The sequence below is a fragment of the Blautia sp. OM07-19 genome, assembly GCF_003481595.1.
Lineage (GTDB): Bacteria > Bacillota > Clostridia > Lachnospirales > Lachnospiraceae > Blautia_A > Blautia_A intestinihominis.
This window is the reverse complement of sequence record NZ_QULA01000027.1, coordinates 20,976-47,693: the sequence shown is the minus strand read 5'-3', so window position 1 is coordinate 47,693 and position 26,718 is coordinate 20,976. Positions and strand designations below refer to the sequence as shown.

At 41.7% G+C, this 26,718-nt stretch carries 24 protein-coding genes and 3 pseudogenes; 17 read left to right on the top strand and 10 right to left on the bottom strand.

Annotated features, from left to right (window positions below; translation table 11 throughout):
* Window positions 1-118 precede the first annotated feature (118 nt).
* From DXC01_RS15355 to DXC01_RS15345, 3 genes are all read right to left on the bottom strand, one after another.
* A complete protein-coding gene (locus tag DXC01_RS15355) occupies window positions 119-1,375 on the bottom strand; it encodes a tyrosine-type recombinase/integrase (protein ID WP_117980795.1) in 1,257 nt (418 codons plus the stop codon).
* The gene (locus DXC01_RS15350; protein ID WP_199705024.1) at window positions 1,368-2,201 is read right to left on the bottom strand and encodes a rolling circle replication-associated protein; all 834 of its coding nucleotides are present in this window, start codon (window positions 2,199-2,201) and stop codon (window positions 1,368-1,370) included. Before DXC01_RS15350 ends, DXC01_RS15355 begins: the two co-directional genes overlap by 8 nt.
* 142 nt (window positions 2,202-2,343) lie before the next feature.
* Window positions 2,344-2,664: a hypothetical protein gene (locus DXC01_RS15345; protein ID WP_118699234.1), complete on the bottom strand. Its 321-nt coding sequence runs from the start codon at window positions 2,662-2,664 to the stop codon at window positions 2,344-2,346.
* A gap of 159 nt (window positions 2,665-2,823) precedes the next feature.
* Between DXC01_RS15345 and DXC01_RS15340 the strand changes: the two genes are divergently transcribed.
* A complete protein-coding gene (locus tag DXC01_RS15340; protein WP_005424130.1) occupies window positions 2,824-3,240 on the top strand; it encodes a helix-turn-helix domain-containing protein in 417 nt (138 codons plus the stop codon).
* A gap of 158 nt (window positions 3,241-3,398) precedes the next feature.
* Here DXC01_RS15340 and DXC01_RS15335 read toward each other — a convergent pair whose 3' ends face one another.
* The gene (locus tag DXC01_RS15335; protein WP_117536920.1) at window positions 3,399-3,716 is read right to left on the bottom strand and encodes a hypothetical protein; all 318 of its coding nucleotides are present in this window, start codon (window positions 3,714-3,716) and stop codon (window positions 3,399-3,401) included.
* 111 nt (window positions 3,717-3,827) lie between these two features.
* Between DXC01_RS15335 and DXC01_RS15330 the strand changes: the two genes are divergently transcribed.
* The 6 genes from DXC01_RS15330 to dhaS all read left to right on the top strand — a co-directional run bounded on the left by DXC01_RS15330 (window position 3,828) and on the right by dhaS (window position 9,186).
* The gene (locus DXC01_RS15330) at window positions 3,828-4,043 is read left to right on the top strand and encodes a helix-turn-helix domain-containing protein (protein ID WP_025656187.1); all 216 of its coding nucleotides are present in this window, start codon (window positions 3,828-3,830) and stop codon (window positions 4,041-4,043) included.
* Between the two features lie 143 nt (window positions 4,044-4,186).
* A complete protein-coding gene (locus tag DXC01_RS15325; protein ID WP_117468093.1) occupies window positions 4,187-4,750 on the top strand; it encodes a DUF4304 domain-containing protein in 564 nt (187 codons plus the stop codon).
* A gap of 30 nt (window positions 4,751-4,780) precedes the next feature.
* Window positions 4,781-5,368: an SMI1/KNR4 family protein gene (locus DXC01_RS15320; protein ID WP_118699233.1), complete on the top strand. Its 588-nt coding sequence runs from the start codon at window positions 4,781-4,783 to the stop codon at window positions 5,366-5,368.
* A 346-nt stretch (window positions 5,369-5,714) separates the two neighbouring features.
* Entirely contained in the window at window positions 5,715-6,986 is a 1,272-nt protein-coding gene (locus tag DXC01_RS15315; RefSeq protein WP_118699232.1) for a 2-hydroxyacyl-CoA dehydratase subunit D, read from the top strand.
* A complete protein-coding gene (locus tag DXC01_RS15310) occupies window positions 6,979-8,628 on the top strand; it encodes an acyl-CoA dehydratase activase (protein WP_118699231.1) in 1,650 nt (549 codons plus the stop codon). Before DXC01_RS15315 ends, DXC01_RS15310 begins: the two co-directional genes overlap by 8 nt.
* A gap of 15 nt (window positions 8,629-8,643) precedes the next feature.
* Window positions 8,644-9,186 carry a dihydroxyacetone kinase transcriptional activator DhaS gene (gene dhaS, locus DXC01_RS15305; RefSeq protein WP_022215204.1) on the top strand — a complete coding sequence of 181 codons (543 nt, stop codon included), beginning with the start codon at window positions 8,644-8,646 and terminating at the stop codon, window positions 9,184-9,186.
* Between the two features lie 62 nt (window positions 9,187-9,248).
* Here the strand turns inward: dhaS and DXC01_RS15300 are convergent, their stop codons facing one another.
* From DXC01_RS15300 to DXC01_RS15290, 3 genes and pseudogenes are all read right to left on the bottom strand, one after another.
* The gene (locus DXC01_RS15300) at window positions 9,249-10,250 is read right to left on the bottom strand and encodes a hypothetical protein (protein ID WP_118699230.1); all 1,002 of its coding nucleotides are present in this window, start codon (window positions 10,248-10,250) and stop codon (window positions 9,249-9,251) included.
* Between the two features lie 156 nt (window positions 10,251-10,406).
* Window positions 10,407-10,586: pseudogene (locus tag DXC01_RS21325) on the bottom strand (carbohydrate ABC transporter permease); the annotation flags it as partial.
* Window positions 10,559-11,481 (bottom strand): annotated as a pseudogene (locus tag DXC01_RS15290) (carbohydrate ABC transporter permease). The pseudogenes DXC01_RS21325 and DXC01_RS15290, both read right to left, overlap by 28 nt.
* 132 nt (window positions 11,482-11,613) lie before the next feature.
* Here DXC01_RS15290 and DXC01_RS21320 point away from each other — a divergent pair.
* Window positions 11,614-12,603: pseudogene (locus DXC01_RS21320) on the top strand (GH36-type glycosyl hydrolase domain-containing protein); the annotation flags it as partial.
* A gap of 2 nt (window positions 12,604-12,605) precedes the next feature.
* On the opposite strand, the gene mnmA reads toward DXC01_RS21320, so the two are convergent.
* The gene (gene mnmA, locus DXC01_RS15280; RefSeq protein WP_022215209.1) at window positions 12,606-13,718 is read right to left on the bottom strand and encodes a tRNA 2-thiouridine(34) synthase MnmA; all 1,113 of its coding nucleotides are present in this window, start codon (window positions 13,716-13,718) and stop codon (window positions 12,606-12,608) included.
* 222 nt (window positions 13,719-13,940) lie between these two features.
* Here mnmA and DXC01_RS20365 point away from each other — a divergent pair, with 222 nt between their 5' ends.
* The 4 genes from DXC01_RS20365 (at window position 13,941) to DXC01_RS15265 (ending at window position 16,923) form a co-directional block, all read left to right on the top strand.
* Window positions 13,941-14,078: a hypothetical protein gene (locus DXC01_RS20365; protein ID WP_022215210.1), complete on the top strand. Its 138-nt coding sequence runs from the start codon at window positions 13,941-13,943 to the stop codon at window positions 14,076-14,078.
* 210 nt (window positions 14,079-14,288) lie between these two features.
* Window positions 14,289-15,215: a MetQ/NlpA family ABC transporter substrate-binding protein gene (locus tag DXC01_RS15275; protein WP_118253748.1), complete on the top strand. Its 927-nt coding sequence runs from the start codon at window positions 14,289-14,291 to the stop codon at window positions 15,213-15,215.
* A gap of 45 nt (window positions 15,216-15,260) precedes the next feature.
* A complete protein-coding gene (locus DXC01_RS15270; RefSeq protein ID WP_118699229.1) occupies window positions 15,261-16,271 on the top strand; it encodes a methionine ABC transporter ATP-binding protein in 1,011 nt (336 codons plus the stop codon).
* Window positions 16,261-16,923 (top strand): methionine ABC transporter permease, encoded by a 663-nt coding sequence (locus tag DXC01_RS15265; protein ID WP_022215213.1) that lies wholly within the window; start codon window positions 16,261-16,263, stop codon window positions 16,921-16,923. The genes DXC01_RS15270 and DXC01_RS15265 overlap by 11 nt, the downstream gene beginning before the upstream one ends.
* Window positions 16,924-17,180: 257 nt before the next feature.
* Here DXC01_RS15265 and DXC01_RS15260 read toward each other — a convergent pair whose 3' ends face one another.
* A complete protein-coding gene (locus tag DXC01_RS15260; RefSeq protein ID WP_118253743.1) occupies window positions 17,181-18,296 on the bottom strand; it encodes an ROK family transcriptional regulator in 1,116 nt (371 codons plus the stop codon).
* 305 nt (window positions 18,297-18,601) lie between these two features.
* Between DXC01_RS15260 and DXC01_RS15255 the strand changes: the two genes are divergently transcribed.
* The 5 genes from DXC01_RS15255 to xylB all read left to right on the top strand — a co-directional run bounded on the left by DXC01_RS15255 (window position 18,602) and on the right by xylB (window position 24,799).
* Entirely contained in the window at window positions 18,602-20,098 is a 1,497-nt protein-coding gene (locus DXC01_RS15255; RefSeq protein WP_118699228.1) for a sugar ABC transporter ATP-binding protein, read from the top strand.
* Between the two features lie 20 nt (window positions 20,099-20,118).
* A complete protein-coding gene (locus DXC01_RS15250) occupies window positions 20,119-21,099 on the top strand; it encodes an ABC transporter permease (RefSeq protein WP_118253736.1) in 981 nt (326 codons plus the stop codon).
* Window positions 21,100-21,168: 69 nt separating this feature from the next.
* Window positions 21,169-22,215, top strand: a complete 1,047-nt coding sequence (locus tag DXC01_RS15245) for a sugar ABC transporter substrate-binding protein (RefSeq protein WP_118253733.1) — start codon at window positions 21,169-21,171, stop codon at window positions 22,213-22,215.
* A 70-nt stretch (window positions 22,216-22,285) separates the two neighbouring features.
* Entirely contained in the window at window positions 22,286-23,338 is a 1,053-nt protein-coding gene (locus DXC01_RS15240) for an NAD(P)-dependent alcohol dehydrogenase (RefSeq protein ID WP_330427681.1), read from the top strand.
* A 3-nt stretch (window positions 23,339-23,341) separates the two neighbouring features.
* Window positions 23,342-24,799 (top strand): xylulokinase, encoded by a 1,458-nt coding sequence (xylB, locus tag DXC01_RS15235; protein ID WP_118699227.1) that lies wholly within the window; start codon window positions 23,342-23,344, stop codon window positions 24,797-24,799.
* Window positions 24,800-24,860: 61 nt separating this feature from the next.
* On the opposite strand, the gene DXC01_RS15230 is transcribed toward xylB, so the two are convergent.
* Window positions 24,861-26,573, bottom strand: a complete 1,713-nt coding sequence (locus DXC01_RS15230; protein WP_118699226.1) for an ABC-ATPase domain-containing protein — start codon at window positions 26,571-26,573, stop codon at window positions 24,861-24,863.
* Window positions 26,574-26,718 lie beyond the last annotated feature (145 nt).

The window sequence follows — 26,718 nt, the reverse complement described above, 5'->3', positions numbered from 1 at the left end:
AGAAGATATCTAATCCTTTTAGGAATAAATATCTTCTGCTTTTAAGTTAATGACATTGTGAATTTACAGCGTTTCTCTTATTTTTTTGTTTTAAAATGTTTGAACACCTTTGAACACTTTATGATGAAATACCAAGATTCTGAAAAGCAAGCCTGTCATTCTTCCTCTTATTGACATTCCGCAAGTAATGCAATGTTGTAGCTGTCTCACTATGTCCCATTAAATAACTAAGGGTTGTAAGATTATTTCCGTCAAAAGCTGTTGAAGCATTGTAAAAGCGGATTTTATGACTGGAATGATAAGGAACACCGGCTTCTTTGCAATATTTCTTCAAACGGCGATTAAAGCTGTCTGTTGTCATAATCTCGCCGTTGGGTTCAAAGACATATATTCCATTTGGATTTAATTCCTTTGCTTTGTGAAGAATTTTAAGTGCTTCGTCTGTAAGGAACTGTTTACGGAATCCATGAGAAGTATTTCCTTTCATTTGATTTACTACTTTTACTTTTCGGCTTGAGAATGTTAAATCATCATTCAATGTACGTTCACAGGTCGCCTGTCTGTGAAGATATACAAGCCTGTTATTGTAGTCAATATCTTCCCAACGGATCGCTTTTGTTTCTCCAACACGGATAAACAGATAGAAAGATAACTGTATTGCAAGAGAATATGGCTCTATGATACACCGAAGATAATTTAATAACTTATGCGTATCATCACGGGAAAATACATTGTCACTTTGTGCTTCTACTGGCTTATAGGTAAACTGTTTGAAATTCACATCAGAGACAGGATTATGTGATATAATTTCTTCTTCGATCGCATAACTCATGATTCCATTCAAAACAGAACGGGCATTACTGACTCGCTTGTGCGTGAACTGTCGGTCTTTTGTAGCTTCTCTGAAAAAGCGGATAAGTGTGATTGGTTTGATTTCGCCTATCTTCATTTTAACAAGTTCTGTATCTTTGAAAAATCTATTCCATTCAGATACATATTCTTGAATTGTTTTTGCTTTTACGGAAGTATAATCTCTTTTATACAAAAGCCATTCAGCATATAATTCTTCTAGTGTGACATTCTGACGGTTTTCAGCTTTCTGCTTTTCGATATAAAATCTGATGATTTCTTTTTCAAGGTTCTCTTTACTCTTCCTCTTAACAGGACGGCGTTTGTTAGGTTTGGTTTCATCGGGTAAATAAGTACGCCAGCTTTTTTCTGATTCCGAGTAATAAATTTCATATTTGTGATTCTTCAAGATTTTTTTATTTGCCATAATTTTAAAATCTTTGAAGACTTCATCTGTGGTCATGTTAGCACAGGTGGCTAACGTATTCAATAATGTTATATCTGAAAACGTAACGGGATTATCCATAAGATTCCCCCTTTACGCAAGGATTTTCTTTTTTAATTTTGATGTAGATAACACTGCTGTCCTTTAAGCATGAACCAGTAGATAAGAAAGTGTTGGTATCGTAAATTTGCCTTGTGTATTCTTTCTGAAAGACGATATTTTCTTTTTGTAAGTCATGTAAAATGTCTTCGGTCAGCATGACTTTTGTTTCGTGTGGAACTTTCAGATTTTGAGATTTAAAAAAGGCTTTTTTCTTATGTTCTTTCAAATCAAGGTCTTTTCCAAAATACTTGCTAAGATAACGACCTCTGTTTTCTTTGCTGTCTACATCAATGCGATTGATTTTAATAAATCCATGTGACCATAAATTCTGTAATTTTTCTTTTGCTATATACGGAAAATCAAAGAAAATAACATGATAATGGATTGCTCCACGCTTCTGTTTCTCCCACGTTGCAAGGTATTTTAATAACTGGGTTTTGGTATGGTACAAATAATAATTTAATCGCTGGATAAAATACTTAAATTCTCTGTTGGTTATCAGGATTTCCTGAATGTTTTCTTTAAATGTCAGTGTTATAAATTTTGTTCTGTTATCAAAGTTGCAGTCAACAATACGGGCAATATCCCAACGAGCCTGTTCGTAATGCTTCTGCTTGCGTTTTAAACTGTCATATTGCTTATGAGCTGACATTTCATCAAATTTTTTTCGGTTACTTGTGTCTGTTAAATTTGCCTTTTCTTTCGAGTGAATAAAAATAGGGTTTTCGTAAATATATACTTCTTTTGTAGTAGGAGTTTCAATGATTTTCGTATTGTATGCAAAACACTCTTTTGTTTTGCTCACGAATCTCACCTCATATCCCAATTTTTGTAATGAATGTTCCGATTATTTTCGGAAGATGTTGTTTTATATATCAAGTATAGAGGTCAGCCAGTTCAGCACCTATGACGTTGTCCGGCACTGACTGGCTGACATAGTAGGGAAATTATTTCATTCCCACTTTTCTGATATTGGAAGCTTCTGCTTTGACAGAAAGACGTCCATTATAGAGACTAGCCCAAGTATGTAATCCATCAAATGAGACTGGAATCTGCCCTTTTTGTTCAAGTTCTTCGTTGGTAACAATCGCTGTGTTAGCTTTAATGCCTACTTTGACTTTCTCAAACTTTAATTTTGGAAGAAGAACTGTATAGTAGAATTCTAATTTTTCTTTTGTAGAAAAGTCTACCCAGTCAGAAACTTCTACTAACTGAAATTCCTCTTGCAGTTTGTCTGGATTTAAAATAAAGTCATTTCCTCTAATCATCGTTTCACCTCCTTATAGATATCTGATTATCAGATATTAAGATAATCTTATGATAAAACAAGCATTGCAGAATGTCAATAGAAAATATCTGAATATCCGATAAAAAGATTGACAGGGAAAATTTGATGAAATATAATGTGCTTATAAAGGAGGTTCGCTATGAATAAAATAAAAGAATTGCGGAAAGAAAAGAATATAACCGTTGCGGAACTTGCAAAAGAATTAGGCATTTCACAAAGTATGCTTACGAACTATGAAAATGGAAACGGAACGCCGAGAGATGAATCTATATGGGAAAAATTATCACAGATATTCGGCGTGAGTAAAAGCCACGTTATGGGATTAACTACGGATATTGAAACAGCAAATAAGACAAAACAGTTGAAAGTGGTTGTGGATACATCTCAGCCGATCTCAATACAACCGAAGAATCAGACAGACCTTGATGTATTGATAAAACTGGATTTGATAGACAGTGAAGACATGGAAGAAGTGTCAGAATTTCTTGATAAACTGTTGGCACAGGAGAAATATGAGGGACGGAGAGAATCAAACGTTAAATATGTCGTTGAGTAGAAAATGCTTCTCAGCCGACCACTTGCCCAGTCGACCCGCCGCCCTGTTAGGAACCGTCGCACTGGGCATCCTTGCGGAACGTTAGTTTGCGAAAATACGAACAAAAGAATATAAGGAGAGGGAATAGCCGATACTACTTCAAAAGCAGTAATAGAGTGCTATTCCTTTTTATTATATTCAATGGTTACAGTTCGGAACGGCTTGCTATTATTGTGCAAGTAATAAGTTGGATAATAGAGGTTGATTTCCAAGGTGGTAGGTGTACCGTTAATTTTGTTATGTTCGTTTTCAATGTCTTTGATTACTCCATCAATTCCCCAACATTTGTAAACAATTACAGTCAATTCAGTATCTCTGATATCTGCACTGCTAAAGGACATGCTGTTAGTAATATGGTAGTCCGGCAGTCTGAGATAATTGTAGAGAATGATCAGTAAACAGAGTATTGTGATTGGTGCTATGATTTTCTTTTTCATGTACATACCTCTTTCGTGTTATTAGTAGAGGGATAACTATATAGTACCTCACTATATAGTGAATTACTACATAAAGATTTAATAAATATACTTTATGTAGAGGTGCAGAACATGAACTATGGACATTTAGAATTAAGGATAGAAGAACTGTTACAAGAAAAAGGTATCAGTAAGAATACGATTTGTAAGGAACTTGACATACCGAGGTCAAATTTCAATAGATATTGCAGAAATGAATTTCAAAGACTGGATGCAAATTTAATCTGTAAACTATGCAACTATTTTGAATGTGAAATTGGTGAGTTAATTCGATATGTAAAAGAATAAAGTGATAAATGGGTATGCGGAAATAAAAAATATTCGCATACCTTTTTAATTGAATATTTTATAAAATGGAATTATACTGTGAATAGTATGAAAGAGATAATCTTAATTTGGCTTTGAAGTATTTATAAAGAAGAGGGTTAAGTATGATACAAAACATATTTAAAAGAATAGTTAATGAAATATATATTGAATACTTCAAACCTAATGGCTGGAAGAAGCAAGGATTGAATTATAGATTGTTTGATGATAGTGGACTTGGAAGAATAATAAATTTCCAAAAATCAAAATGGAGCGATAATACCAATATAGAATTCTATATAAATTATGGAGTGTATATGGAAGTTGGTGACTGTATTGCAAATAAATCGTTTAAAGAGTATGAGTGCCAATTTAGAGACAGAACAAAAGCGTATAATGGAATGTATCTTGTGAATGAAAATACGAATTATGAGAAATTAAAAAACGAGGTCATAAGAGCATTAAAGGAAGCTAACATACTATTTGATAAAATAACTAACAAGCAGGTTTTTATTAAAATGATATTAAGTGGAACATTGCAAAAAGAAACAGAAATACCTGTTATGCATTATCATACCTGTAAATTATTAGCGGATATGGGATATTATAAAGAAATTTATGAATATGTAAAAACCCGAGATGGTCAATATTTTAATTTATTAACTGAAGAAATAGAAAAAATCATATAAATATTTTAATGGTATAGGAGCATTTGGAAAATGAAAGTAGAAAAAATAAATACATTTGAAAGAGAATATAAATATGAGTTGCCATTAGTATATAAAGAATTTTTGTGTAAATATGATGGACTTAGTTTAGATAATGGGTGTACATTTTATTCTCTTGAAGAATTGGATGATGTTAATAAGGAATTGCAAGTAGATATATACCAGCCAGATACTGTTGCTATTGGAAATGATGGTGGTGATTTGGTTTTTTTGATGAAACAGGAAGAAGAAACGAAAACTGTTTATCTAGTAGATGCAGGTGATTATGATTTGGAAACTCCATATCAAATTATCCAAGATTTTAATGAATGGCTGGAAAAAGGATGTGAAATCGAAGATATAGATGGGGGAGATATAAGAGGAGTTGACTATGGTGATTTATATTTAATAAAAATGCCAAAAGAAGGAGTAAAAGGGTTGGTAACAATAAAAAGGGCTTTCAATTTAGAAATGAGTACGGGAGAGTTATTGCAAAAATCTAAAAATTTGCCAACAAAATTATTATCAAACATTACAAGTTCAAAAGCAGATATAATAGCTGAGAAAATAGGCATGTCAGGACTATTTGAGATAAGATAAGAAAAATCAGTGAGATATTAGACTTGATGTAGTATCTCACTGGTTAAGTATTACCGGAAAAAATCAATAGAGTTTATAAGTAGATAGGTATAAATTTGATGAGGGTAAGTATTTCAACCACTTCAAGTTTGTACGTTACAAATGTTTGAACACTTTTTGAACACCGCAACCGTGATGAAGTCTTCAAAGCCCCTTTCTATCAGTATTTGAGATTAAGTAAAACGGTTCGATTCCGGTCTGCGGCAGTGATATGAACTTCAATCCAAATTGGATTGAAGTTTTTTTTGCTTGTCATAAACGATGATTTGCTATATACTGTTTGGAAGAAAGGCGGTCAGACCAAAATATGGAGATAGTGAAGACATTTGGAAATTACATAGAGAAATGGTGTGAAACGTCACCGGAAAGAGCGAGGTGGCTTTTAAAGACAGGATGGGAAGCGCAGAACCTGAAATTTCGTTTTCTTCCAGAAGGGCAGTTGAATCCATCGGATCAGTATCTGGCCGGCATGATGATGAACGTTATGACACAGCCGCTGAAGCATCCAGAAAGTTCGGTTATGGTAAGTGTATTTACTCCGTGCGAACTGCTTCAGGAGGCAGGACTGTATCCATACAATGTAGAAAGCTTTTCCTGCTATCTTGCGGCATCACAGGTAGAGAGACCTTTTCTTCAGGGAGCAGAGGATTCTGGAATTTCAGAAACGCTTTGCAGCTACCACAAGACATTTATCGGAGCTGCCGAAAAGGGCCTTCTTCCGAAACCGAAATGTATCGTTTATACGAACCTGGCGTGTGACGCAAACCTTCTTACATTTCACAGACTGGCAGAGTTTTTTGACATCCCGGTTTTTTCTATTGATATACCATCCGCACAGACACCGGCAAATGTGTCTTATGTAGCAACACAGCTTCGAGCCCTGCTTCCTTTCCTTGAGAAAGTAACCGACAGAACGATTGATGAATCAAAATTGAAGGAACGTCTTGCAAGAAGTCGCAGGACATTGCAGAATTATGATAAGTTTCAGAGTGCAAGAGCAGATAAATACATACCTTCAGACCTTGTTTCTCCGCTTTACAGTGGAATGACAAACAACATTCTTCTTGGAACAGAGGAAGAAGAACTTTATACACAAAAACTTCTTGAAGATGTCAGCAAAGCCCCTGCCAAAAAAGGCAGACACATCTACTGGATGCATACGATCCCGTTCTGGTCAGAAGCCGTGAAAGATGCACTTCTTCTGAAAGAGGAGGCACAGATCGTAGGATGTGAGCTTGCACAGGTGGCGGACATCACGAAGCATTCCGAGGATCCTTATGAGGAGATGGCATTGCGCCTTGTATATCATGCCCTGAATGGTCCCGTTTCACGGAGAATCGAAGCAGGGATCCGTCATGCAAAACAGGCGGGAGCAGACGGTGTTGTCTGGTTCAATCACTGGGGATGCAAGCATACCCTTGGAGGTTCCAGAATCGCCAAGAAACGCTTTGAGGAAGCAGGGATCCCACTGTTGATCCTGGATGGAGATGGCTGTGACAGGAGCCATGGCGGAGAAGGACAGACTTCCACGAGACTGGGAGCATTTCTGGAGATGCTGGGGGATTTTGATCATGAATAAAACATATTATGTCTGTAAATATACACCGGTAGAACTTCTTGAAGCCCTTGGAGGTGAGTGCGAGATCCTGAATGATGTGCCGGAGGGATTTGATCTGGCAGAGCAGGTAGCACATCCGAATATCTGTGGATTTGGAAAGGCAGTCCTTGAAGCAGTTCTGGCAGGCAAAGTAAAAGAACTGGTCCTGGTCAACTGCTGCGATACGATCCGAAGCGTATATGACATTCTGGAAGACAGCGGCGAGATGGATTTTTTGTATATGGTGGATATGCTTCACTGCGATACGAGCTGCAGCCGTGAGAGAACTGCAGCACAGTTAAAAGATCTTGTAAGAGCCTACGGTGAATATAAAGGAACTACCTTCGATAAAGAGAAATTTCTCAAAGCTTTTCATCCAAAAAAGAGAACGCAGGATCCGCATCTTGCAGTTCTCGGAGCAAGAATGGGAAATGAACTTTTTCAGATGACACAGGATGCCATGCCGCTTCCTGTAGTGAATGAGACCTGTGTCAACAACCGTTCCGTGGGAGACACCCTCCCGGAAGCAGATCTGGACTTTGACCAGCTTATGGAATGGTATGCGGAGGAACTTCTTCACCAGATCCCGTGCATGCGCATGATGGATCATGCAGGCCGTAAACAGCTTTATCAGGATCCATCTTTAAAGGGAATCATCTATCATACCGTAAAGTTCTGTGATTTTTACAGCTTTGAATATTCTGATATCAAAGGCCATACCGATGTGCCGCTCCTCAAGATCGAATCGGATTATACCGTGCAGAGCAGCGGGCAGCTGAGCACACGTCTGGAGGCTTTTGCAGAGAGCCTGAACATAGAGACAGAAACGAGAAGGGAGAAAACCATGGGTAAAGGATATTTTGCAGGAATCGACAGTGGTTCTACCAGCACGGATGTTGTGATTCTGGACAGAGACAAAAAGATTGTTTCCAGCGTGATCATGCCGACAGGAGCAGGGGCCGCGAATGGCGCGGAGCGTGCATTGGAAGAAGCACTCAGACAGTCTAACCTTAACAGAGAAGACATCGATGCAGTCGTGACCACAGGATACGGAAGAACTGCGATCTCTGATGGCGACAAGAGTATCACAGAGATCACCTGCCATGCAAGGGGCGCCCATTTCCTGGATCCATCTGTCAGAACGGTCGTCGATATCGGCGGGCAGGACAGCAAAGTTATCCGCCTGAATGATGACGGTTCTGTCAAAAACTTCGTCATGAACGACAAATGTGCCGCCGGAACAGGAAGATTTCTGGAGATGATGGCAAAAACCATGGAAATGAACCTGGATGAACTCAGTAAAGTAGGACTTTCCTATCAGGAGGATATTACGATCTCCAGTATGTGCACAGTTTTTGCCGAATCAGAGGTGGTTTCCCTGATCGCACAGAACAAAGCAACCGATGACATCGTCCATGGACTGAATAAGGCGGTTGCGGCCAAAACAGCCTCCCTCGTGAAACGTGTCGGAGGGGAAGAGGCATATATGATGACTGGCGGTGTTGCACAGAATCAGGGTCTTGTCAAAACGTTGGAGGAGAGACTGGGAACGAAGCTGGTGATCAGCGATAAATCACAGCTTTGCGGAGCTCTTGGTGCAGCATTATTTGCAACAGAAATGTAAGAAGGAGGTACTATCGTGGCAGACTCTAATATTACGAAGCGTGCACTGGCATCGGCATTAAAGGAATTGATGGAATCTACCCCATTCAGTAAGATCACCGTTTCAGATATCTGTGCAAAATGCAATATGAACCGCAAAAGTTTCTACTATCATTTCAAGGACAAGTTTGACCTTGTGAACTGGATCTTTGATGTGGAGTATCTGAGCCACGTACAGCTTGGCGTAGATCTGATCGGATGGGACAGTGTCCTTCATCTCTGCGATTATTTTTATGAAAATAAAGATTTTTACAGGAAAGTCATGAAAGTAGAAGATCAGAATTCGTTTTCCAATCATTTCCGGGATATCGTAGGACCGGTCATGGCAGAGGATATCAAAGAAATCCTTGGAGATCAGACGAACACGGATTTTTATGTAAACTTCTGGAATGATGCGATCATCTGCGCGTTCGGCAGATGGATCTCAGAGAGAAATCCGGTACCACCGAAGGAATTTGTGAAATTACTCAAATCCTGCATCAAAGTGATCATCAAGACACAGGAAAGACTTGACGCATAAAAGTACAAAAATATAAGCCTTATTCACTCAGCAAACGAATGAATAAGGCTTTTTTGGTGGAGTTAAAGTGCTTTGGTAAAAAGTTCTTTCAGCGGCTGGTCAAAGAGGTTGTACGGTGTCCTGAAAACTTCTCTGCCAGGTGTATAGAGCGTACCGTCAGGTCCGAAGCCGACGACACTGGTCGGAGAAGAGATGATATTTCCGATCACTTCTGTATCGCAGAACAGATCCAGTGGGATCGTGCGGTATTGCTGGGCACTCCGGTCTTCGGTTATTTTCTGGTAGATGGCGTGGCGGGTCTCAATGGAGCAGTCCACATTGCTGAAAACAGCGGCGAACGGGCAGTGCATTTCTTCTGCAAAACGGAAGTAAGTGCCGGCCAGGATCTCATCACGGTCTTCCTCAGAATAGAGATGATACAGAGAGTACAGGAGACGATGGTCTCTGAGTACGAGGCAGGCTGCCTCTGCCTGATCATCGTATTTCACTGCGAACAAGACGTTGTTCAGTGCTTCAGATTTTTCTGCGAGCTCTTCTGTTATTCTGGAAGGATCACAGAGAAGGATGATCGCACAGTCCGGGTTATTCTGGATAAGAGGAAGTATTTCTGCGGGATCATCCTTCGTATAGAGGAAGTAAGTGTAGATTCCAAGTTCCTTGCCCTGTTTCAGTACAGAATCATATTTTGTAATAAAATCCGGCAGGGAAGTATCGATGACCAGTGAAAGCAGCCATGGAACATTGATATCCTCTGTGCGTTTCAGTTTACGGATCATGTGCGCGCCTGTCGTGCAGCCATTGTAACCGATATTCAGACCAAAGTCGATCAGTTTCTCCTTATCCATGTGCTTGAGGACATCCTCGATCAGTGGATAATAAGGGCTGTTTTCGTTGTTCAGCATTGCACGTGATATTTCAAAAAAAGACTGCTGGAACCGGCCGTTTGCAAAGTTCAGTGCCATATCTACGAGATTTCGGGTGCATCGCTCCGGAGATTCATCGGAATCTTTGAGCGCAGTCTTTATAAAAGTCTTTATAACAATTCGAGAAGTTTTTGCTGTCATTTTGATATCCCTTCGATAGAAAAGTTGTGGAATACAGACGAAAAAGACACGTTTCAGTCTGTATTATCGTTACTTTTAATTAAATCACAAACCGAAAGGGTATGCAATAGACATTCTGAAAGACATGTCCCAAATTTAGGCTGAGAGTGCGCTGTTTTACCCCTTTACACCGCCAAGCGCAACGCCTGATACGATAAACCGGGAAAGCGGGATGTACACGATGATAACCGGGAAGATGGAAAATGCGATCATCACATAAACCTGTCCCATATCAAACTTCAGGAAATCTGCACTTCGAAGCTGTGCGATCAGTACAGGAAGTGTTTTTTTCTTGTCTGGTTGAAACGGAATACGATCAGGCTCAGAAGCCCTGTGATGACAAACAGGAATACGGACAGTGCACCGCCCATGCCGTAGTTCTTGCTGAACAGATACTTGTTCAGGTACATGATCAGTGTCATGGTGGAACGCATCGGATCACCGGTTCCGTTTGTAAGGATCTGTGGTACGTCAAACATCTGCATGCCGCCGATCAGGGATGTGATCATAACGTAGATCAGGATCGGGCGGAGAAGCGGGAGAGTGATCCTTCTAAAAATCTGGGAGGATGTCGCACCGTCCACTTCTGCAGCCCCATAGAGTGACGGGTCAATGCCCATCATGCCTGCCATCAGAAGGATCGTTGTATTACCGAACCACATCAGGAAGTTCAGCAGTGCAACAAGCGTCCGGGCACTCCATTTGTGGCTGAAAAAAGAATATGCCTGTTTCAGGATCCCCGCATGGACCAGCATGGCATTGATCGGACCGCCGTCTGCAAATAAGGTAAAAAACAACATTGCAAAGGCAGATGCCATGATAAGGTTCGGAAGGTAAATCACAGTCTTAAAAAATCTCTGTCCCTTAAGACGGAGGCTAGGGTTGGAAAACCATGCACCGAGGAGCAGGGAAACCAGGATCTGGGAACAAATCCCATCACCCACATGATCATCGTGTTTTTGAAATAGATCCAGATCTCACCGTCCTGGAAGAGTTTTGCATAGTTGGCAAAGCCCACAAAGTTCGGTCCGACCTGCGTAAGTCCCGATCTGTAATTTTCAAAGAAGCTGTTATAAATTGTAGTGATAAGCGGAACAAGCTGGAATATGAGGTATACTACTACAAACGGTATCAGAAAGATATAACCCCATTTGTTATAGCTGACCGCCTTATGGTTATTATTCTTTGCCATTTTTGTCCTCCATAAGTCTTTTCCATAATGTAAAACGTGCCCGCCTGATGGTCAGGCAGGCACGTTGGTTGTGGGGCTTAGTAAGTAAGTTCTGGATATTTTTCTACGACTGCTTTGTAGAACAGGTCGAGAATTGGAAGTGGATTTAACGATGACCCGCTGTGGCTGATCGCGGCAGTGGCGGCATACATCAAAGAGACGGGTGATTATGAGATCCTGGATGAGCCAGTGCCGTTTGACTGCAAAAAGGGAACCGAAGAGCCTCTGTTTGAGCATCTGAACCGGTCTTTCCAGTTTACTGTGACACATCTCGGACCGCACAGACTTCCACTGATCGGAAGGGCGGACTGGAATGACTGTCTGAACCTGAACTGCTTCTCCAGTGAGCCGGGTGAACCTTTCCAAACGACAGGACCTTCTGAGGGATCGGTGGCAGAGTCGGTATTTATCGCGGCAATGCTTGTAAAATATGGCAGGGAATTTGCAGAAATCTGCAGACGTACAGACAGGGAAAAACTGGCAGCAGAGGCAGAAAAAGCGGTATCAGAAATGCATCATGCTTCTGCAGCCGGCATACACCAGATATCATCTGGAACTTGGCGAGATCACATCTTACCCGCCGGGATACAAGGAAAATGCAGGAATCTTCTGTCATAATAATCCGTGGATCTCGATCGCAGAGATAATGATCGGAAGAGGAGACCGCGCATTTGAAATTTACCGCAAGATCTGTCCGTCCTGCATCGAGGAGATCAGCGACATCCACAGAACGGAACCATATGTATATTCACAGATGGTGGCAGGAGCAGATGCACCGCGGTTTGGCGAGGCAAAAAACAGCTGGCTGACGGGGACCGCAGCGTGGACGTTTGTGAATCTGTCGCAGGCACTTCTCAGAATCCAGCCAGAGTATGACGGACTTACGGTAGATCCGTGTCTGCCTGGAAGTTTTGGTGATTTTACGGTAGAACGCCATTTCCGGGGAGCGGAATATCATATTGAGATCCATAAACCGACGGGTGTCCAGAAAGGTGTCAGATGGATGGACAAAAAATTACCGGAAACCAGATTCCTCTGATCCCCGGTAAAAAAGAATATCATGTGATCGTACAGATGGGCTGAAATTAATTGGTGGAAGCGACTGCTTTTGCTGCGGCTTCTTCGCTGAGGATCGTTCCTCCGCCAAGTACCATATCTCCGTCGTAGAGAACGGCAGCCTGTCCAGGTGTGACGGCTCTCTGCGGCTCCTGGAAGGTGATCTTGATGAGATCGTCTCCAAGCTGCTCAACAGTTGCTGGCTGTTCCGGCTGACGGTAGCGTGTCTTGACTTTGCACTGGATCGGTTTGTCCAGATGATCCCATGGGATCAGATTGATATCGTTGATATAGCAGTAATTACTCATAAGGTCATCCTTACCTCCGAGGATGACCTTATTGGTATCCAGGGATTTGCCGCAGACATAGAGGGATTCCGGTGCGGAAATACCGAGACCACGGCGCTGACCGATAGTGTAGTGGATCTGGCCTTTGTGCTTGCCGAGGACTTTACCTTCTTTGTCAACGAAGTCGCCAGGTTCGGAAGCCTGTCCGGTGTACTGCTCGATGAAGGACGCATAGTCACCGTCCGGAACGAAGCAGATATCCTGGCTGTCCGGTTTGTCAGCATTGATGAAGCCCTGCTCCTGCGCGATCTGACGGATTTCTTTCTTGGTGTAGGTGCCGAGCGGGAAGAGTGTGTGGGCAAGCTGATCCTGAGTCATGGCGTAGAGCACATAGCTCTGATCCTTGGTCGGGTCGAGTCCTTTCCTGAGGATAAAACGTCCTGTCTCCGGATCCTGCTCTCTGCGTGCATAGTGACCGCTTGCGATATATTCACAGCCAAGTTCTCTTGCCTTATCGAGAAGGGCGGAGAATTTCAGAAAACGGTTACAGTCGATACACGGGTTCGGTGTGCCTCCGTGAAGATAAGTATCTGCGAACTTATCGATGACGCTTTCGTGGAATTTCTCCTGCATGGGAAATACGTAATAAAGCATGCCGAGACGTGCGGCAACACTTCTAGCATCCTCTGTATCGGAAGGAGTACAGCATGCCCGGTGTCCAGGATAGCTGCACTGTGGATTATCATAAAGCTTCAGAGTGGCACCGGCGCAGTCGTAGCCCTGCTGAACCATCAGATAGGCTGCAACACTGGAATCAACACCGCCGCTCATGGCAATGATCGCTTTTTTATTCATAAATTTTTCTCCTGTTGATTGTAGATTGGATTGTAGAGTGATTTAATTTATGGTATCATTATAAGAAATCAGTGTCAAGCAATGAGGAGACGCGCTCCGGGAAAAAAATAAAAAATGTGTTGACATTGTGAATGAGACATGTTATATTCAACCTATCGGAGAAATAGGTAATACATTTTCCGGAAGAAATTTATCTAAAATAAGTAAAAAGGAGGAAGAATCATGTTTACAGGAAATGCAGTTCAGAGAGAAGTCATGTGTATGATGGATCAGGAGATGTGTATGGACATGTGCATGTCTATGTTTTGCTGTACTTCTATGTATCGGATACTTCCTGAGATATCTGCCGACCACGTATAAGAGATGACAGATACCGAGATGTAAATAAAGCATTTTTTAATGCCGGACAGATTGCATGAACAGGGAGGATCCAGAGGACTTCCTGTTATTTTTTTATGAATAAGAGTTCCGGGAACGGATAGACACATGCAGGAGGTCGCAGCCACTTACAACTTAATAAAGAATAAACAAAAAAATCAAAAATAAAAGGAATAAGAGAGGGAAAGAACTATGAAAGCAAAAAAGATCATCACATTATCACTTACAGCAGCACTGGCAATCGGAGCACTCACAGCAAACGGCGTGATCGTAAGCGCTGACGCAGAGAAAGGAACCATCAAAGTAGCAGCTTCCGCAACACCACACGCAGAGATCCTTGAAGAAGCAAAACCGCTCCTTGAGGCAGAGGGATGGGATCTGGAAGTTACTGTATTTGATGACTATGTACAGCCAAACCTTGTAGTAGAGAGCGGAGATTTCGATGCAAACTACTTCCAGCATATCCCATATCTTGATAACTTCAACGAAGAGCAGGGGACACACCTTGTAAATGCCGGCGGAATCCACTACGAGCCATTCGGAATCTATCCAGGAACAAAAGAAACTCTTGATGATCTGGAAGACGGCGACACCATCGCAGTTCCGAACGATACAACAAACGAAGCAAGAGCACTTCTTCTTCTCCAGGACAATGGAGTGATCACTCTGAAAGACGGAGCAGGACTTGAGGCAACTGTCAAAGATATCGAAGAAAACCCGAAGAACATCAAGATCGAAGAGCTGGAAGCTGCACAGGTTTCCCGTGTCAAAGATGAAGTTGCATTCGTTGTATTAAATGGTAACTACGCACTGCAGGCTGGATATTCCGTATCCAACGACTCCATCGCACACGAAACTTCTGATTCTGAAGCAGCAAAAACTTATGTAAACGTAATCGCAGTCAAAGAAGGAAACGAAGACAGCGAAGCGATCAAAGCTCTGGTAGATACTCTGAAATCTGACGAGATCAAAGACTTCATCAACGAGAAATACGACGGAGCAGTTGTTCCATTCGAAGATTCTGCAGATGACACAGAAGAAGCAGCAGACGAAGCTAAAGATGAAACTGCAGATGCAGACGCTGAAACAACAGAAGCAGCAGCTGAAGAAGCAGAATAATTTAAGTTCAGGATGTTTATTAAGGGACAGGGGGAAATGATCTAAATGGAACCGATGATACAGGTAGAGAACCTCTGCAAGCGTTTCAACACCAAAGGTGGAACGGTAGAGGCAGCCAAAAACATCAGTTTTTCCATCGAAAAAGGAGAGATCTTCGGCATCATCGGTCTCTCCGGTGCAGGCAAGAGTACTCTGGTACGATGTCTGAACCTTTTGGAAAGACCAACATCAGGAACAGTCAGAGTCAATGGCAAAAATCTTACGGAGCTCTCAGAAAAAGAGCTTCGTAAAGAGCGTCAGAAGGTAGGAATGATCTTCCAGCATTTCAATCTGCTCATGCAGAGAACAGCACTGGATAACGTCTGTTTTCCAATGGAGATCGCCGGGATTAAGAAGGCAGAGGCACGTAAGAAAGCTCTGGAATATCTCAAGATCGTAGGACTTGAGGAGAAAGCACTTTCTTATCCATCACAGCTTTCCGGTGGACAGAAGCAGAGAGTTGCGATCGCGAGAGTGCTGGCAAGTGATCCGCAGATCCTTCTCTGTGACGAGGCGACCAGTGCACTGGACCCGCAGACGACCAAGGCGATCCTGGAACTGATCAAAGAGATCAACAGGGATTATGAGATCACTGTAGTTGTCATCACACATGAAATGAGTGTCGTACAGGAGATCTGCGACAAGGTAGCAGTTCTAGAACGAGGAGCTCTCGTAGAAACCGGAACTGTGGAAGAACTTTTCCGCAATCCAAAGACAGATGAAGCCAAAAAGCTGGTATTCAGCGGAAGGACCCAGATCCAGGAAATGAAGGGCAAACGTCTGGTACGTGTAACGTTCCAGGAGAAATCTTCCTTCGAGCCGGTGATTGCAAACCTGGTCCTTACTTACCGGACACCGGTCAACATTCTGTATGCTGATACCAAGAACATTAATGGACAGGCACAGGGAGAGATGATCCTGCAGCTTCCCGAGATCGAGGAAGTGGCGAATAAGATGATCCAGTACCTCAGAGATATCAATATGGGCGTAGAGGAGGTGAGCTCAGATGTGGGATAATGCAACAATTACGATGCTGCTGGAAGGCACAAGAGATACGTTATACATGACGCTTGTCTCCACATTTTTCGGATATGTTCTGGGGCTCCCTCTTGGAATCCTGCTTGCAGTTACAGACAAAGAAGGTATCCGTCCAAATGCACCATTATATAAAGTTCTGGATGTGATCGTAAACATCCTCAGAAGTATTCCGTTCCTGATCCTTCTGATCCTGGTGATCCCGCTCACCAAGCTGATCGTGGGTCAGAGTTACGGTTCCAGCGCAACGATCGTTCCGCTGGTGATCGCTGCAGCACCGTTCATTGCACGTATGGTAGAATCTTCCCTCAAAGAAGTTGAGCCGGGTGTGATCGAGGCAGCAGTCAGCATGGGCGCAGGAACAGGAACGATCATCTGGAAAGTCCTTCTCGCAGAGGCAAGAACTTCCCTCCTCGTAGGAGTTACCATTGCAGTCGGAACGATCCTCGGATATTCTGCTATGGCAGGAACTGTCGGCGGTGGCGGTCTCGGTGATATCGCGATCCGTTATGGATATTATCGTTATCAGACAGACATCATGCTGGTTACGATCGTGATCCTTGTCGTTCTTGTACAGATTCTTCAGGGACTTGGCATGATGCTTTCCAGAAAATTAGACAAAAGAAAAGCCTGAAATTTATAATTATGTTAGAAATTTTATAAATTTATTAGAAAAAGGACAAAAACTCCTCACATTTATATTGTAAGATGTAATTGTCTTAAAGGAAAAGCCTTTTAAGACCTCCGGTAACACTTCAATGCCGGGAGAGTTGCCGGAACTCTTTCCTTTCCCTAAAAATAAAACAGAACTTTAAACTGCCGCCGCCTGACAAGATTCGTCGGGCTGGCGGCAGTTTTCTGTTTATCCGATTGATTTATAGGTTTTAAAGATTAGAAATTTTGAATGAACTGGTCAATATAATAAATAGCAGCACCTACGGCAGCAGCTTCTGTGCGATAATGGCATACGCGGATATAGCTGCCATCTCTCTCGAAAGGATTTAACTTTGATGCTTTTTCACGAAAATCCTCGATATAATCTGCCATATAGGCACCAACATTTCCTCCCAGTATAACATCGCAGTCAAAGCACATTCGAAGATTATTTACGGCGATTGCCAGATAATCGGTATAATCTTCAAATATATTCTGAATTCCTCGGTTAGTTCCTGATTTTAAAATATCAAAAAATTCTTTTAAATTTCCTTCTGTGAAATCAGTTAGTACATTGGCAGTACAGTAAGCATCCAGACATCCATATCTACCGCAGTAACAGCGCTTTCCATGAGGTATGATTGTCATATGACCGAATTCACCGCCTCTGTTATTGGAGCCTCCGTAGATCATTTTATTATTCATATATGCACCACCAATACTACTGCTTAGAGAAAGATATGCCACAGCATCTTTATAATCTCCTTTCCAGCTTTCTGCCAGGCCGGCAGAGTTTGCATCATTGAAGAATAAAAACGGTTCATGTATATAGTCGCTGAAGAAATTGTAAATGTTTAAAGACAGAGGAATTACGGTTGCGTATGTTACAGTCTTATGATCTTCGCCTATGATGACTGGAAGAGCAATGCCAACTCCAAGTAATTTAGAACGGTCAGGTATGTTCTTCGAAACAATTTTTTCGAATTCCTGTTTCAGAATGCAAAAGTAGTCGTGACTTTCGTGGAATGGAATTCGAAGTCTTGTATTATCAATGATATTTAAAGCAAGATCAATCAATACGATAGAAAGATGATTTCGAGTGATATCAATACCAATCGCATATCTGGAATTTGCGACACATTGATATCTAATTGCTTTTCGCCCTCCGGTGGATTGGAATTCTCCGGCATTTTCAATAAAACCAGATTCCTGCAGTGCATTAAGGTTACGAGTAGTTGTAGGAAGGCTGATGCCGAGAGATTGTGCAATTTCCTGTCGGGAACTCTGTTTATTTAAGTATAGAAATCTGAAAATGTCTCCGGATATTTTGGATTTATTAAGATACTCTTCCATTAGGTTTGCCTCCTTTGGTGCAGAATATATAAAAAATATATTGCTTATATAGCATATAATAGCATTTTTGTTGAGTGAATACTAGATGATAAATAAAAACTTTTGTTAAAACATTGATGCAAATAATGTGAAAAAAATGTCAATATATAAGATGAAACAGGCGTAAATATAAAAAATGCACAAATAAATAATTATAATTTGTTATATATTATACAAACTTACATAAAAGTATTGACATAAGTAAAACACAGGAATATACTCTTAAATAGAAAACAGGTCAAGCAAATTAAAAAGGCGGTGAAGTAATGGACGAAATCAAGATGCGGGTCAGCGGAGTAGAGAAATCCTTTCCTGGCGTAAAAGCATTGAGCGGAATTGATTTTGCAGTAAGAAAAGGAACCGTTCATGCGCTTTGTGGTGAAAATGGAGCTGGAAAATCTACACTGATGAAAATTATCATGGGATTGTATCAGGCAGATAAGGGTCAGATATATCTTGATGAAAAACCAGTAACAATCAAGAATCCTATACAGGCTATGGAAATGGGAATTTCCATGGTAGCACAGGAATTAAATTATGTGCCGGAACTTTCTGTAGAGGAGAATCTTTTTTTGGGGCGGCTTCCAGTTAACAGATTCGGAAAAGTAGACTGGAGAAAAATAAGACGGGATGCCAGACAGTTTCTTAAAGATGAGAATCTTCCATATGAACCAACACAGAAACTGAAAACTCTGACAGTATCGGATATTCAGATGCTTGAGATTATCAAAGCAGTTACAAATAATGCACAGGTTATTATTATGGATGAGCCGACATCTTCCATTACAGATCGCGAGGTTGAAAAGCTTTTCCGTAAGATAGAAGAACTGAAAGCACAGGGTATTTCAATTATTTATATCTCACATAAGATGGAGGAAGTTTTCCGAATCGCAGATGACATTACAGTCTTAAGAGATGGTGCTGTAGTTTCAACAGACAGAGCGGAAGATCTTGATCTTGATACGGTCATTGCCAGAATGGTTGGACGAAAACTGGATAATGTATATCCGAAAGAAACAGTTCCGATTGGAGACAAAGCTCTTGAGATAAAGGATTTTTCTCAGAAAGATCTCTTTGAAGATATAAATTTCCATGTTGCGAAAGGTGAGATTGTTGGTTTTGCCGGATTGGTCGGAGCTGGAAGAACAGAGACTATGAGAGCGATTTTTGGTTTGGATCCTCATGATTCAGGTCAGGTTTTCATTAATGGAAAAGAGGCAAAGATTAAATGTCCTCATGACAGTATTCAACAGAAGATGGTCATGCTTTCTGAGAGCAGACGAGATGACGGAATTATTCCTGTCAGGAGTGTTATGGAAAACGCCAGTCTTGCCAGTCTGGAAAGAATTATCTACAAGGGTTATACGCATAAGGCAAAAGAAAAACAGAGTGTAAAAGAAAGCTTCGAGAAGATGCATGTAAAGACACCGACTCTTGATACCGCTATTTCCACACTTTCCGGAGGAAATCAGCAGAAAGTACTTTTAGCAAGATGGCTTTTGTGTGAGCCAGATATTATGATCCTGGATGAGCCGACAAGAGGTATCGATGTCGGAGCAAAATTTGAAATCTATAAACTGATTACAGATATTGTAAAGGAAGGCAAAGCGGTCATCATGGTATCCTCAGAGCTTCCGGAACTGATTGGAATGTGTGACAGAATCTATATCATGTGCCAGGGTAAAATAAGCGGATGTATCAACAGAGAAGAATTCTCTCAGGAAGTAATTATGAGATACGCAACTGGCTTAAAGAACGGTTGAATGTGCGGAGGGTAAAGAGAATGAAAACAAAAAAAATAAATAACTTACAAAAATTTAGTATTTATATTGTACTGATCGTATTGTTTGTGGCATGTAGCATTATCAGTCCATATTTCCTTCAGTACAGCAACCTGATCAATGTTACGAGGCAGTTATGCGTCGGAATTCTGATTGCATATGGTGAAATGCTTCTGATTATCAGTGGATTTCTTGATCTGTCGGTTGGTTCTGTACTTGCATTGGCAGGTGTTTATTCTGTATCTGTTTACAAAGCGACAAACTCTATTTTACTTGCACTTATCGTAGCAGTAGCAACTGGTGTGGGATGTAATCTTGTCAATGCATTTTTCATTGCGGAGTTTAATGTGCCGGCATTCATTGCGACGCTTGGTATGCAGCAGGCAGCCAGAGGACTTGCCCTTTATTTTACCGGTGGACAGAATATTCTTCAGTTAGGAAATTTTGTTAAGATCGGACAGGGAATGGTAGGTCCGGTGCCAGTGCCAGTAATTCTGGTGATACTTGTAACAATTGTTGTCTGGTATCTGGTCAATAATACACGATATGGACGTGCACTATATGCAATCGGTGGAAGTCGTGCGGCAGCAGAAGCGAGTGGTATTAATGCAAAGAGAAATATTTATAAATCTTACATATTAAATGGTATTATGACAGGACTTGCAGGAATGATTTTTATGGCAAGAAATAATGCAGGTCTTCCTAACGGTGCAATTGGATATGAAATGACAGGTCTGACAGCAGCAATCGTTGGCGGTACTTCTTTTACAGGCGGTATTGGTACAGTAAGTGGAACAATAGCCGGAGCATTTATCATTGGTTTTCTGGAAAATGTTATGAATCTTCTGGGTGTTAACTCTTATATTCAGCAGATTATTGAAGGTGCAATTATTGTTCTTGCAGTAGCATTTGATGTGGTAAGCAAATCTAAAAAATCAAGAAAAGTGATCATTGTTAAAGAAGAGGGGAATAAACAGGCGTAAAAGAGAAACTATTCTGTCGAGGAAGTGACAGTATAAGTAAATCACATTTTATTAAGGAGGAAGTAATTTATGAAGGCAAAAAAAATCGGAGCAATTTTATTGGCAAGTGTTATGGCAGTGTCTATGGTACCGGCGATGAGTGTCAGTGCAGCAGATGCAAAGAGAGTATGTTTTGTTGCAAGAGCAAGTTCAGATACCTTTGCGGCATGGCTTACAACTGAAATGAAAAAGCAGGCAGAAAAGTATGATGATATTGAACTTACCTGTGTAAGTGGCGAGGGCGATGATAATAAAGAAAACGGTCTGCTGGAAGATTGTATTACAAAACAGTATGATCTTGTTATTGTACAGTCAAATAATAATGGTGCTCAGGCTCCGTATGTGCAGCAGCTTGTAGATGCAGGAATTCCGGTTATCACAACAAATCCGACTACACATCAGAATGATCTGGATGGTGGAGATGATACTTCTGTTATGGCAGGAACGGGTACTGTTGATGCAGATCCAATCGAGCAGGCAAAAGTCAGTGCAACAAGAGCTGTAGATGAAGTTCCTGAAAATGCAAATGTTGTTGTATTGAAAGGACCTTCCGGAAATTATCATGCAGATAAAAGACGTGAAGCATGGGATGAGAACTTCTTCAGCAAACGTACAGATGTAAATATTCTTTATGAAGATTTTGCAAACTGGAACAGTGATGAAGCACTTACATTGATGGAATCCTGGGTACAGGCGGGAACTCATATTGATGCTATCATTTCTATGAACGATAACATGGCAGCAGGTGCGATTGAAGCAATCAGAGAAAATAAAGATTATTTCAATGAAGATGGAACAGCGAATTTTCTGGCATATGGTGTTGATGGAACAGCACAGGGATGTCTCCTGATCAAAGAAGGACTTCTTACTTCTACAGCATTACAGTCAGCAGCAGACCTTGCTGAGAAGAATCTGGAGTACGCAGAAAAAGTTGTTAATGGTGAAATGGAAGTAACAGATGTAAATGATTATGTAGATGCTCCGGAAATCAATGCAGATAACGTAGATGATTACATTCAGATCTATATTGATAATGGTGAACTTACCGAAGATGATGTGAAAGCAGCTGAAGAATAATTAGGTTATTAAGTGTTGCCCGGTATGCCAGAACATATCGGGCAATTACTCTAAGAAAGGGGAAGTTACAATGAAGATGTTACAGAAAAGTGCTGTTATGAGAGGCACAGATAATATGGTAATTAAAGAGATTCCTGTTCCTCAGATTAAAGACAAAGAGGTTCTTGTATCATTAGAATATGTTGGAATTTGTGGATCAGATGTACACTATTATCATAATGGATGCTGTGGTGCATACAAAGTGGATCTTTCAGAGGATTTCATGTTAGGGCATGAGTGTGCAGGTACGATCGTTGAAGTGGGTAAAGATGTGGAAAATCTTAAAGTCGGAGATCGCGTTGCTCTGGAACCGGGAATTACTTGTGGTAAATGCGAATTCTGTAAATCAGGACATTATAATTTATGTCCAGATGTTGTATTTCTTGCAACTCCTCCAGTTCAGGGATGTAATGAAGAATTTATCGCTTTTCCAGAAGATATGTGTTTTAAACTTCCAGAAAATGTATCTACAAAAGAAGGTGCACTGATTGAGCCATTGTCAGTAGGATTTTATGCAGCTGAGCAGGGAAATGTAGGAACTGGAGATACAGTTGTAATCCTTGGTTCTGGATGTATTGGTCTTGTAACCCTGTTGGCATGCAAAGCACATGGTGCAGGTCAGATCATTGTAGCAGATCTTGTTCAGGCTCGTTTGGATAAAGCCATGGAACTTGGAGCAACAGCTGTGATTAACAGTGGAAAGGAAGATGCTCTTGAAAAAATCAAAGAACTGACCGGTGGAAGAGGTGCAGATGTAGTATTTGAGACTGCCGGATCACCTGTGACTATTGCACAGACTCCATTTATTGTCAGAAGAGGGGGAACAATTACATTAGTTGGAATTTCCTCAAAAGAAGAAATCAATTATAATTTTGCTCAGATTATGGACAAGGAAGCAACAATTAAATCTGTGTTCCGTTATAAGAATATTTATCCAAAAGCAATTGCAGCAGTTGCAAGTGGAGCAATTGATGTTAAGAATATTGTAACACATGAGTTTGATCTGGATCATATTAAAGACGCATATGATGAAGCTGTAAATAACAAGACAGACCTTGTTAAAGCAGTTATAAAGGTAAAATAATCTATGATTTATATTGGTATTGATTTAGGAACATCTGCTGTTAAATTATTGGCAATGGATGAAAATGGAACGATACTGAAAACAGTATCAAAAGAATATCCATTATTTTTTCCGCATCCGGGCTGGTCAGAACAGAATCCGGAGGATTGGTTTACGCAGAGCGCAGAGGGAATGAAAGAACTGACAGAGGGGATTGATCGTTCCAAGGTTGCTGGAATTGGTTTCGGGGGACAGATGCATGGACTGGTAACGCTGGATGAGAATGACAAGGTCATTCGCCCGGCAATCCTCTGGAATGATGGACGTTCCCAGAAAGAAACAGAATATCTCAACAACGAGATCGGTAAAGAGAAACTGTCTGCATATACAGCAAACATTGCTTTTGCAGGTTTTACAGCTCCGAAGATCCTGTGGATGAAGAAAAATGAGCCGGAGAAATTTGCAAAAATCGCCAAGATCATGCTTCCGAAAGACTATCTTGCTTACAGACTTTCCGGATCTTTCTGCACAGATGTTTCTGATGCATCCGGTATGCTCCTTCTTGATGTAAAGAACCGCTGCTGGTCCAGGGAAATGATGGAGATTTGCGACGTAAGAGAAGAACAGCTTCCGAAACTGTATGAGAGCTGGGAAGTGGTCGGAACGCTGAAGCCGGAAGTGGCAGCGGAACTCGGATTTTCTGCTGATGTCAAAGTTGTGGCAGGTGCCGGAGATAATGCAGCAGCTGCGGTCGGAACAGGAACCGTTGGTGACGGACAGTGCAATATTTCTCTTGGAACGTCAGGAACCATTTTTATCTCCAGCAAGAACTTCGGCGTTGATGAGAATAACGCACTGCATTCTTTCTGCCATGCAGATGGAAGTTATCATCTGATGGGCTGTATGTTAAGTGCGGCATCCTGCAACAAATGGTGGGCAGAAGAAATCCTTCGGACCAAGGATTTTGCAGCAGAACAGGCTCCGATCGAGAAGCTTGGTGAAAATCATGTATTCTTCCTTCCGTACCTGATGGGAGAGCGGTCACCGCACAACAATCCGGACGCAAGAGGTGTGTTCTTTGGAATGTCCATGGACACCACAAGAGCTGACATGACACAGGCTGTTCTGGAAGGTGTGGCTTTCGGACTTCGTGATTCTCTGGAAGTAGCAAGAAAACTCGGCATTAAGATCGAACGAACCAAGATCTGTGGTGGCGGTGCGAAGAGTCCGCTTTGGAAAAAGATCATCGCAAATGTGATGAACCTTAAAGTAGATGTCCTTGAAGTTGAGGAAGGCCCGTCCATGGGCGGAGCCATGCTGGCAGCCGTAGGATGCGGAGCATATCTGGATGTTGAGACCATCGGAAAGAAGATGGCTCACGTAGTAGACACCGTTGAGCCGGAAGAAGAACTGGTGGCGAAATATGAAGAATGTTACCAGAGATTTAGAAAGTTATATCCTACATTAACCCCCTTATTTTAATAAAAAAAGATACCTGGAAATTATGATGCATGATTTCTGGGTATCTTTTTTGAGTTGTTTATTACCTCCGATAACGATTAAAACAGGAATAGATTTCCTGGAGTCTTGGCATGGCATAGCCACAGGAAATATAAGAACCTCCGGACAGGAAGGAGAGTCCGTTCTGCTTAAGCTGTCCGGAAAGAATTTCAATGATGTCTGCGACAGTGCGGCGGTCATCGGCAAGCTTTTCGATGGCATATTTGAGAAGCAGTCCAAGTGCTGCTGTCTGCTCCGGATCAATCAGCTGCTCGATGTAGCGGAGATCGACATCCTGTTTTCCGATCAGGAAACCATCTTTTCCATGTACTTTTATTTTGAGCTGTTCCGGTCGGCCGGCGTTTCTTCCGTGAGAACGGATCGAGGGAGTCTGTTTTTGCATGATGCGATGGCTCTCCGGGAATCTGAATTCCGGGGCTTTGACGGGATTCAGAGGATACTTTCCACATAATGCCATGACTTTTTCGGAGATATCCACAGGATGATAGGAATCCATCTGGATAATCGTGTCTGCAATGTGGAAAAATGCTCCGGAACTTCCGGCTACGAGGATTGTGGATATCCCGGCCTTTTTATAAAGATCTTCGGCACGTTCAAGAAATGGGGTAATTGGTTCTTTTTCTCTGGATATCACTTCCTGCATGAAAGTATCACGCACCATGAAATTTGTGGCAGACGTATCTTCGTCCAGCAGGAAAACTCTGCTTCCAGCCTCCATTCCTTCTACGATGCCAGCCGCCTGGGAGGTGCTTCCACTGGCGTCTTCTGTAGAAAAACAACGAGTGTCTTTCTTATTCGGAAGATCATTGATGAACAGAGAGATATCTACATCTTTAATAAAACGTCCGTCTTCGGAGCGAAGTTTCAGCGCAGTATCGTCTGTGATGACGTATTCGCGGCCGTCACCGGAAATATGGTTGTAGACGCCAAGCTCCAGGGCATTCAGAAGCGTGGATTTGCCATGATAGCCGCCGCCCACGATCAGAGTGATCCCCTCAGGGATTCCCATGCCGGAGATTTTGCCTTTGTGCGGAAGATCCATGGTGACGCGCAGAGATTCCGGTGAGGTAAAAGGAATGGAGACTTTCATTGGACGAGAGGAAATGCCGCTTTCTCGTGGAAGAATGGAGCCATCTGCGACAAAAGCAACGAGATTTCGTTTGGCAAGCTGGCTTCGGATATAGGTCTGGTCTTCGGCGAGAAAGATAGTCTGTTCCAGTTCTTTGTGATTGATATTTTTGTAAAGGAAAGCTTTCTGCACGCAGACCGGGAGAAAGTCGAAGAGGATTTTTTCCAGCTCAGTGGCATTGATCGTTCTTCCGTTGGCCGGAAAACCGATGAAGAAACGGGCAGTGATCCCTTTTTCTGTGATCTCGCAGGCGGTCCGCTCCAGGATTTCCTGCCCACAGTGGCTCACCGAGATCAGACCGCTCTTGCCGGAGCCTTTGGCACGGAAGGTGTAGTGGCTGACCTGTTTTTCAAACTGTCTGGTAAGATAATCAGACAGCGTGATGCGGGTAACATGATCGCTATAATATTCCCGTGGAAATCCCGCAGTTTTGTGCGAAATCCGTACACTGATATGAGAAGGCGAAGCAAAAGGATCCCCCTGTACGTGGTCGATTGAGAGGATATAATTGTCAAACTGGTAACTGCCCTTCAGAGATTTATAGGCAGGATAACTCTTTCTGTGTACAGAATGCAGAAGATTCTGTAGATCGGTGGATTGCTGCATGTAGATGACCTCCATAATCATAAAATAAATACGAATTGTAGTTTGAATATGAATAATATTATTGTAACGGCGGAGGCGAATTTTTCAAGAAAAATTTGAGAAAACTGTGAAATAAGTAATGGAATTCTTATTTTTTGATTAAGAA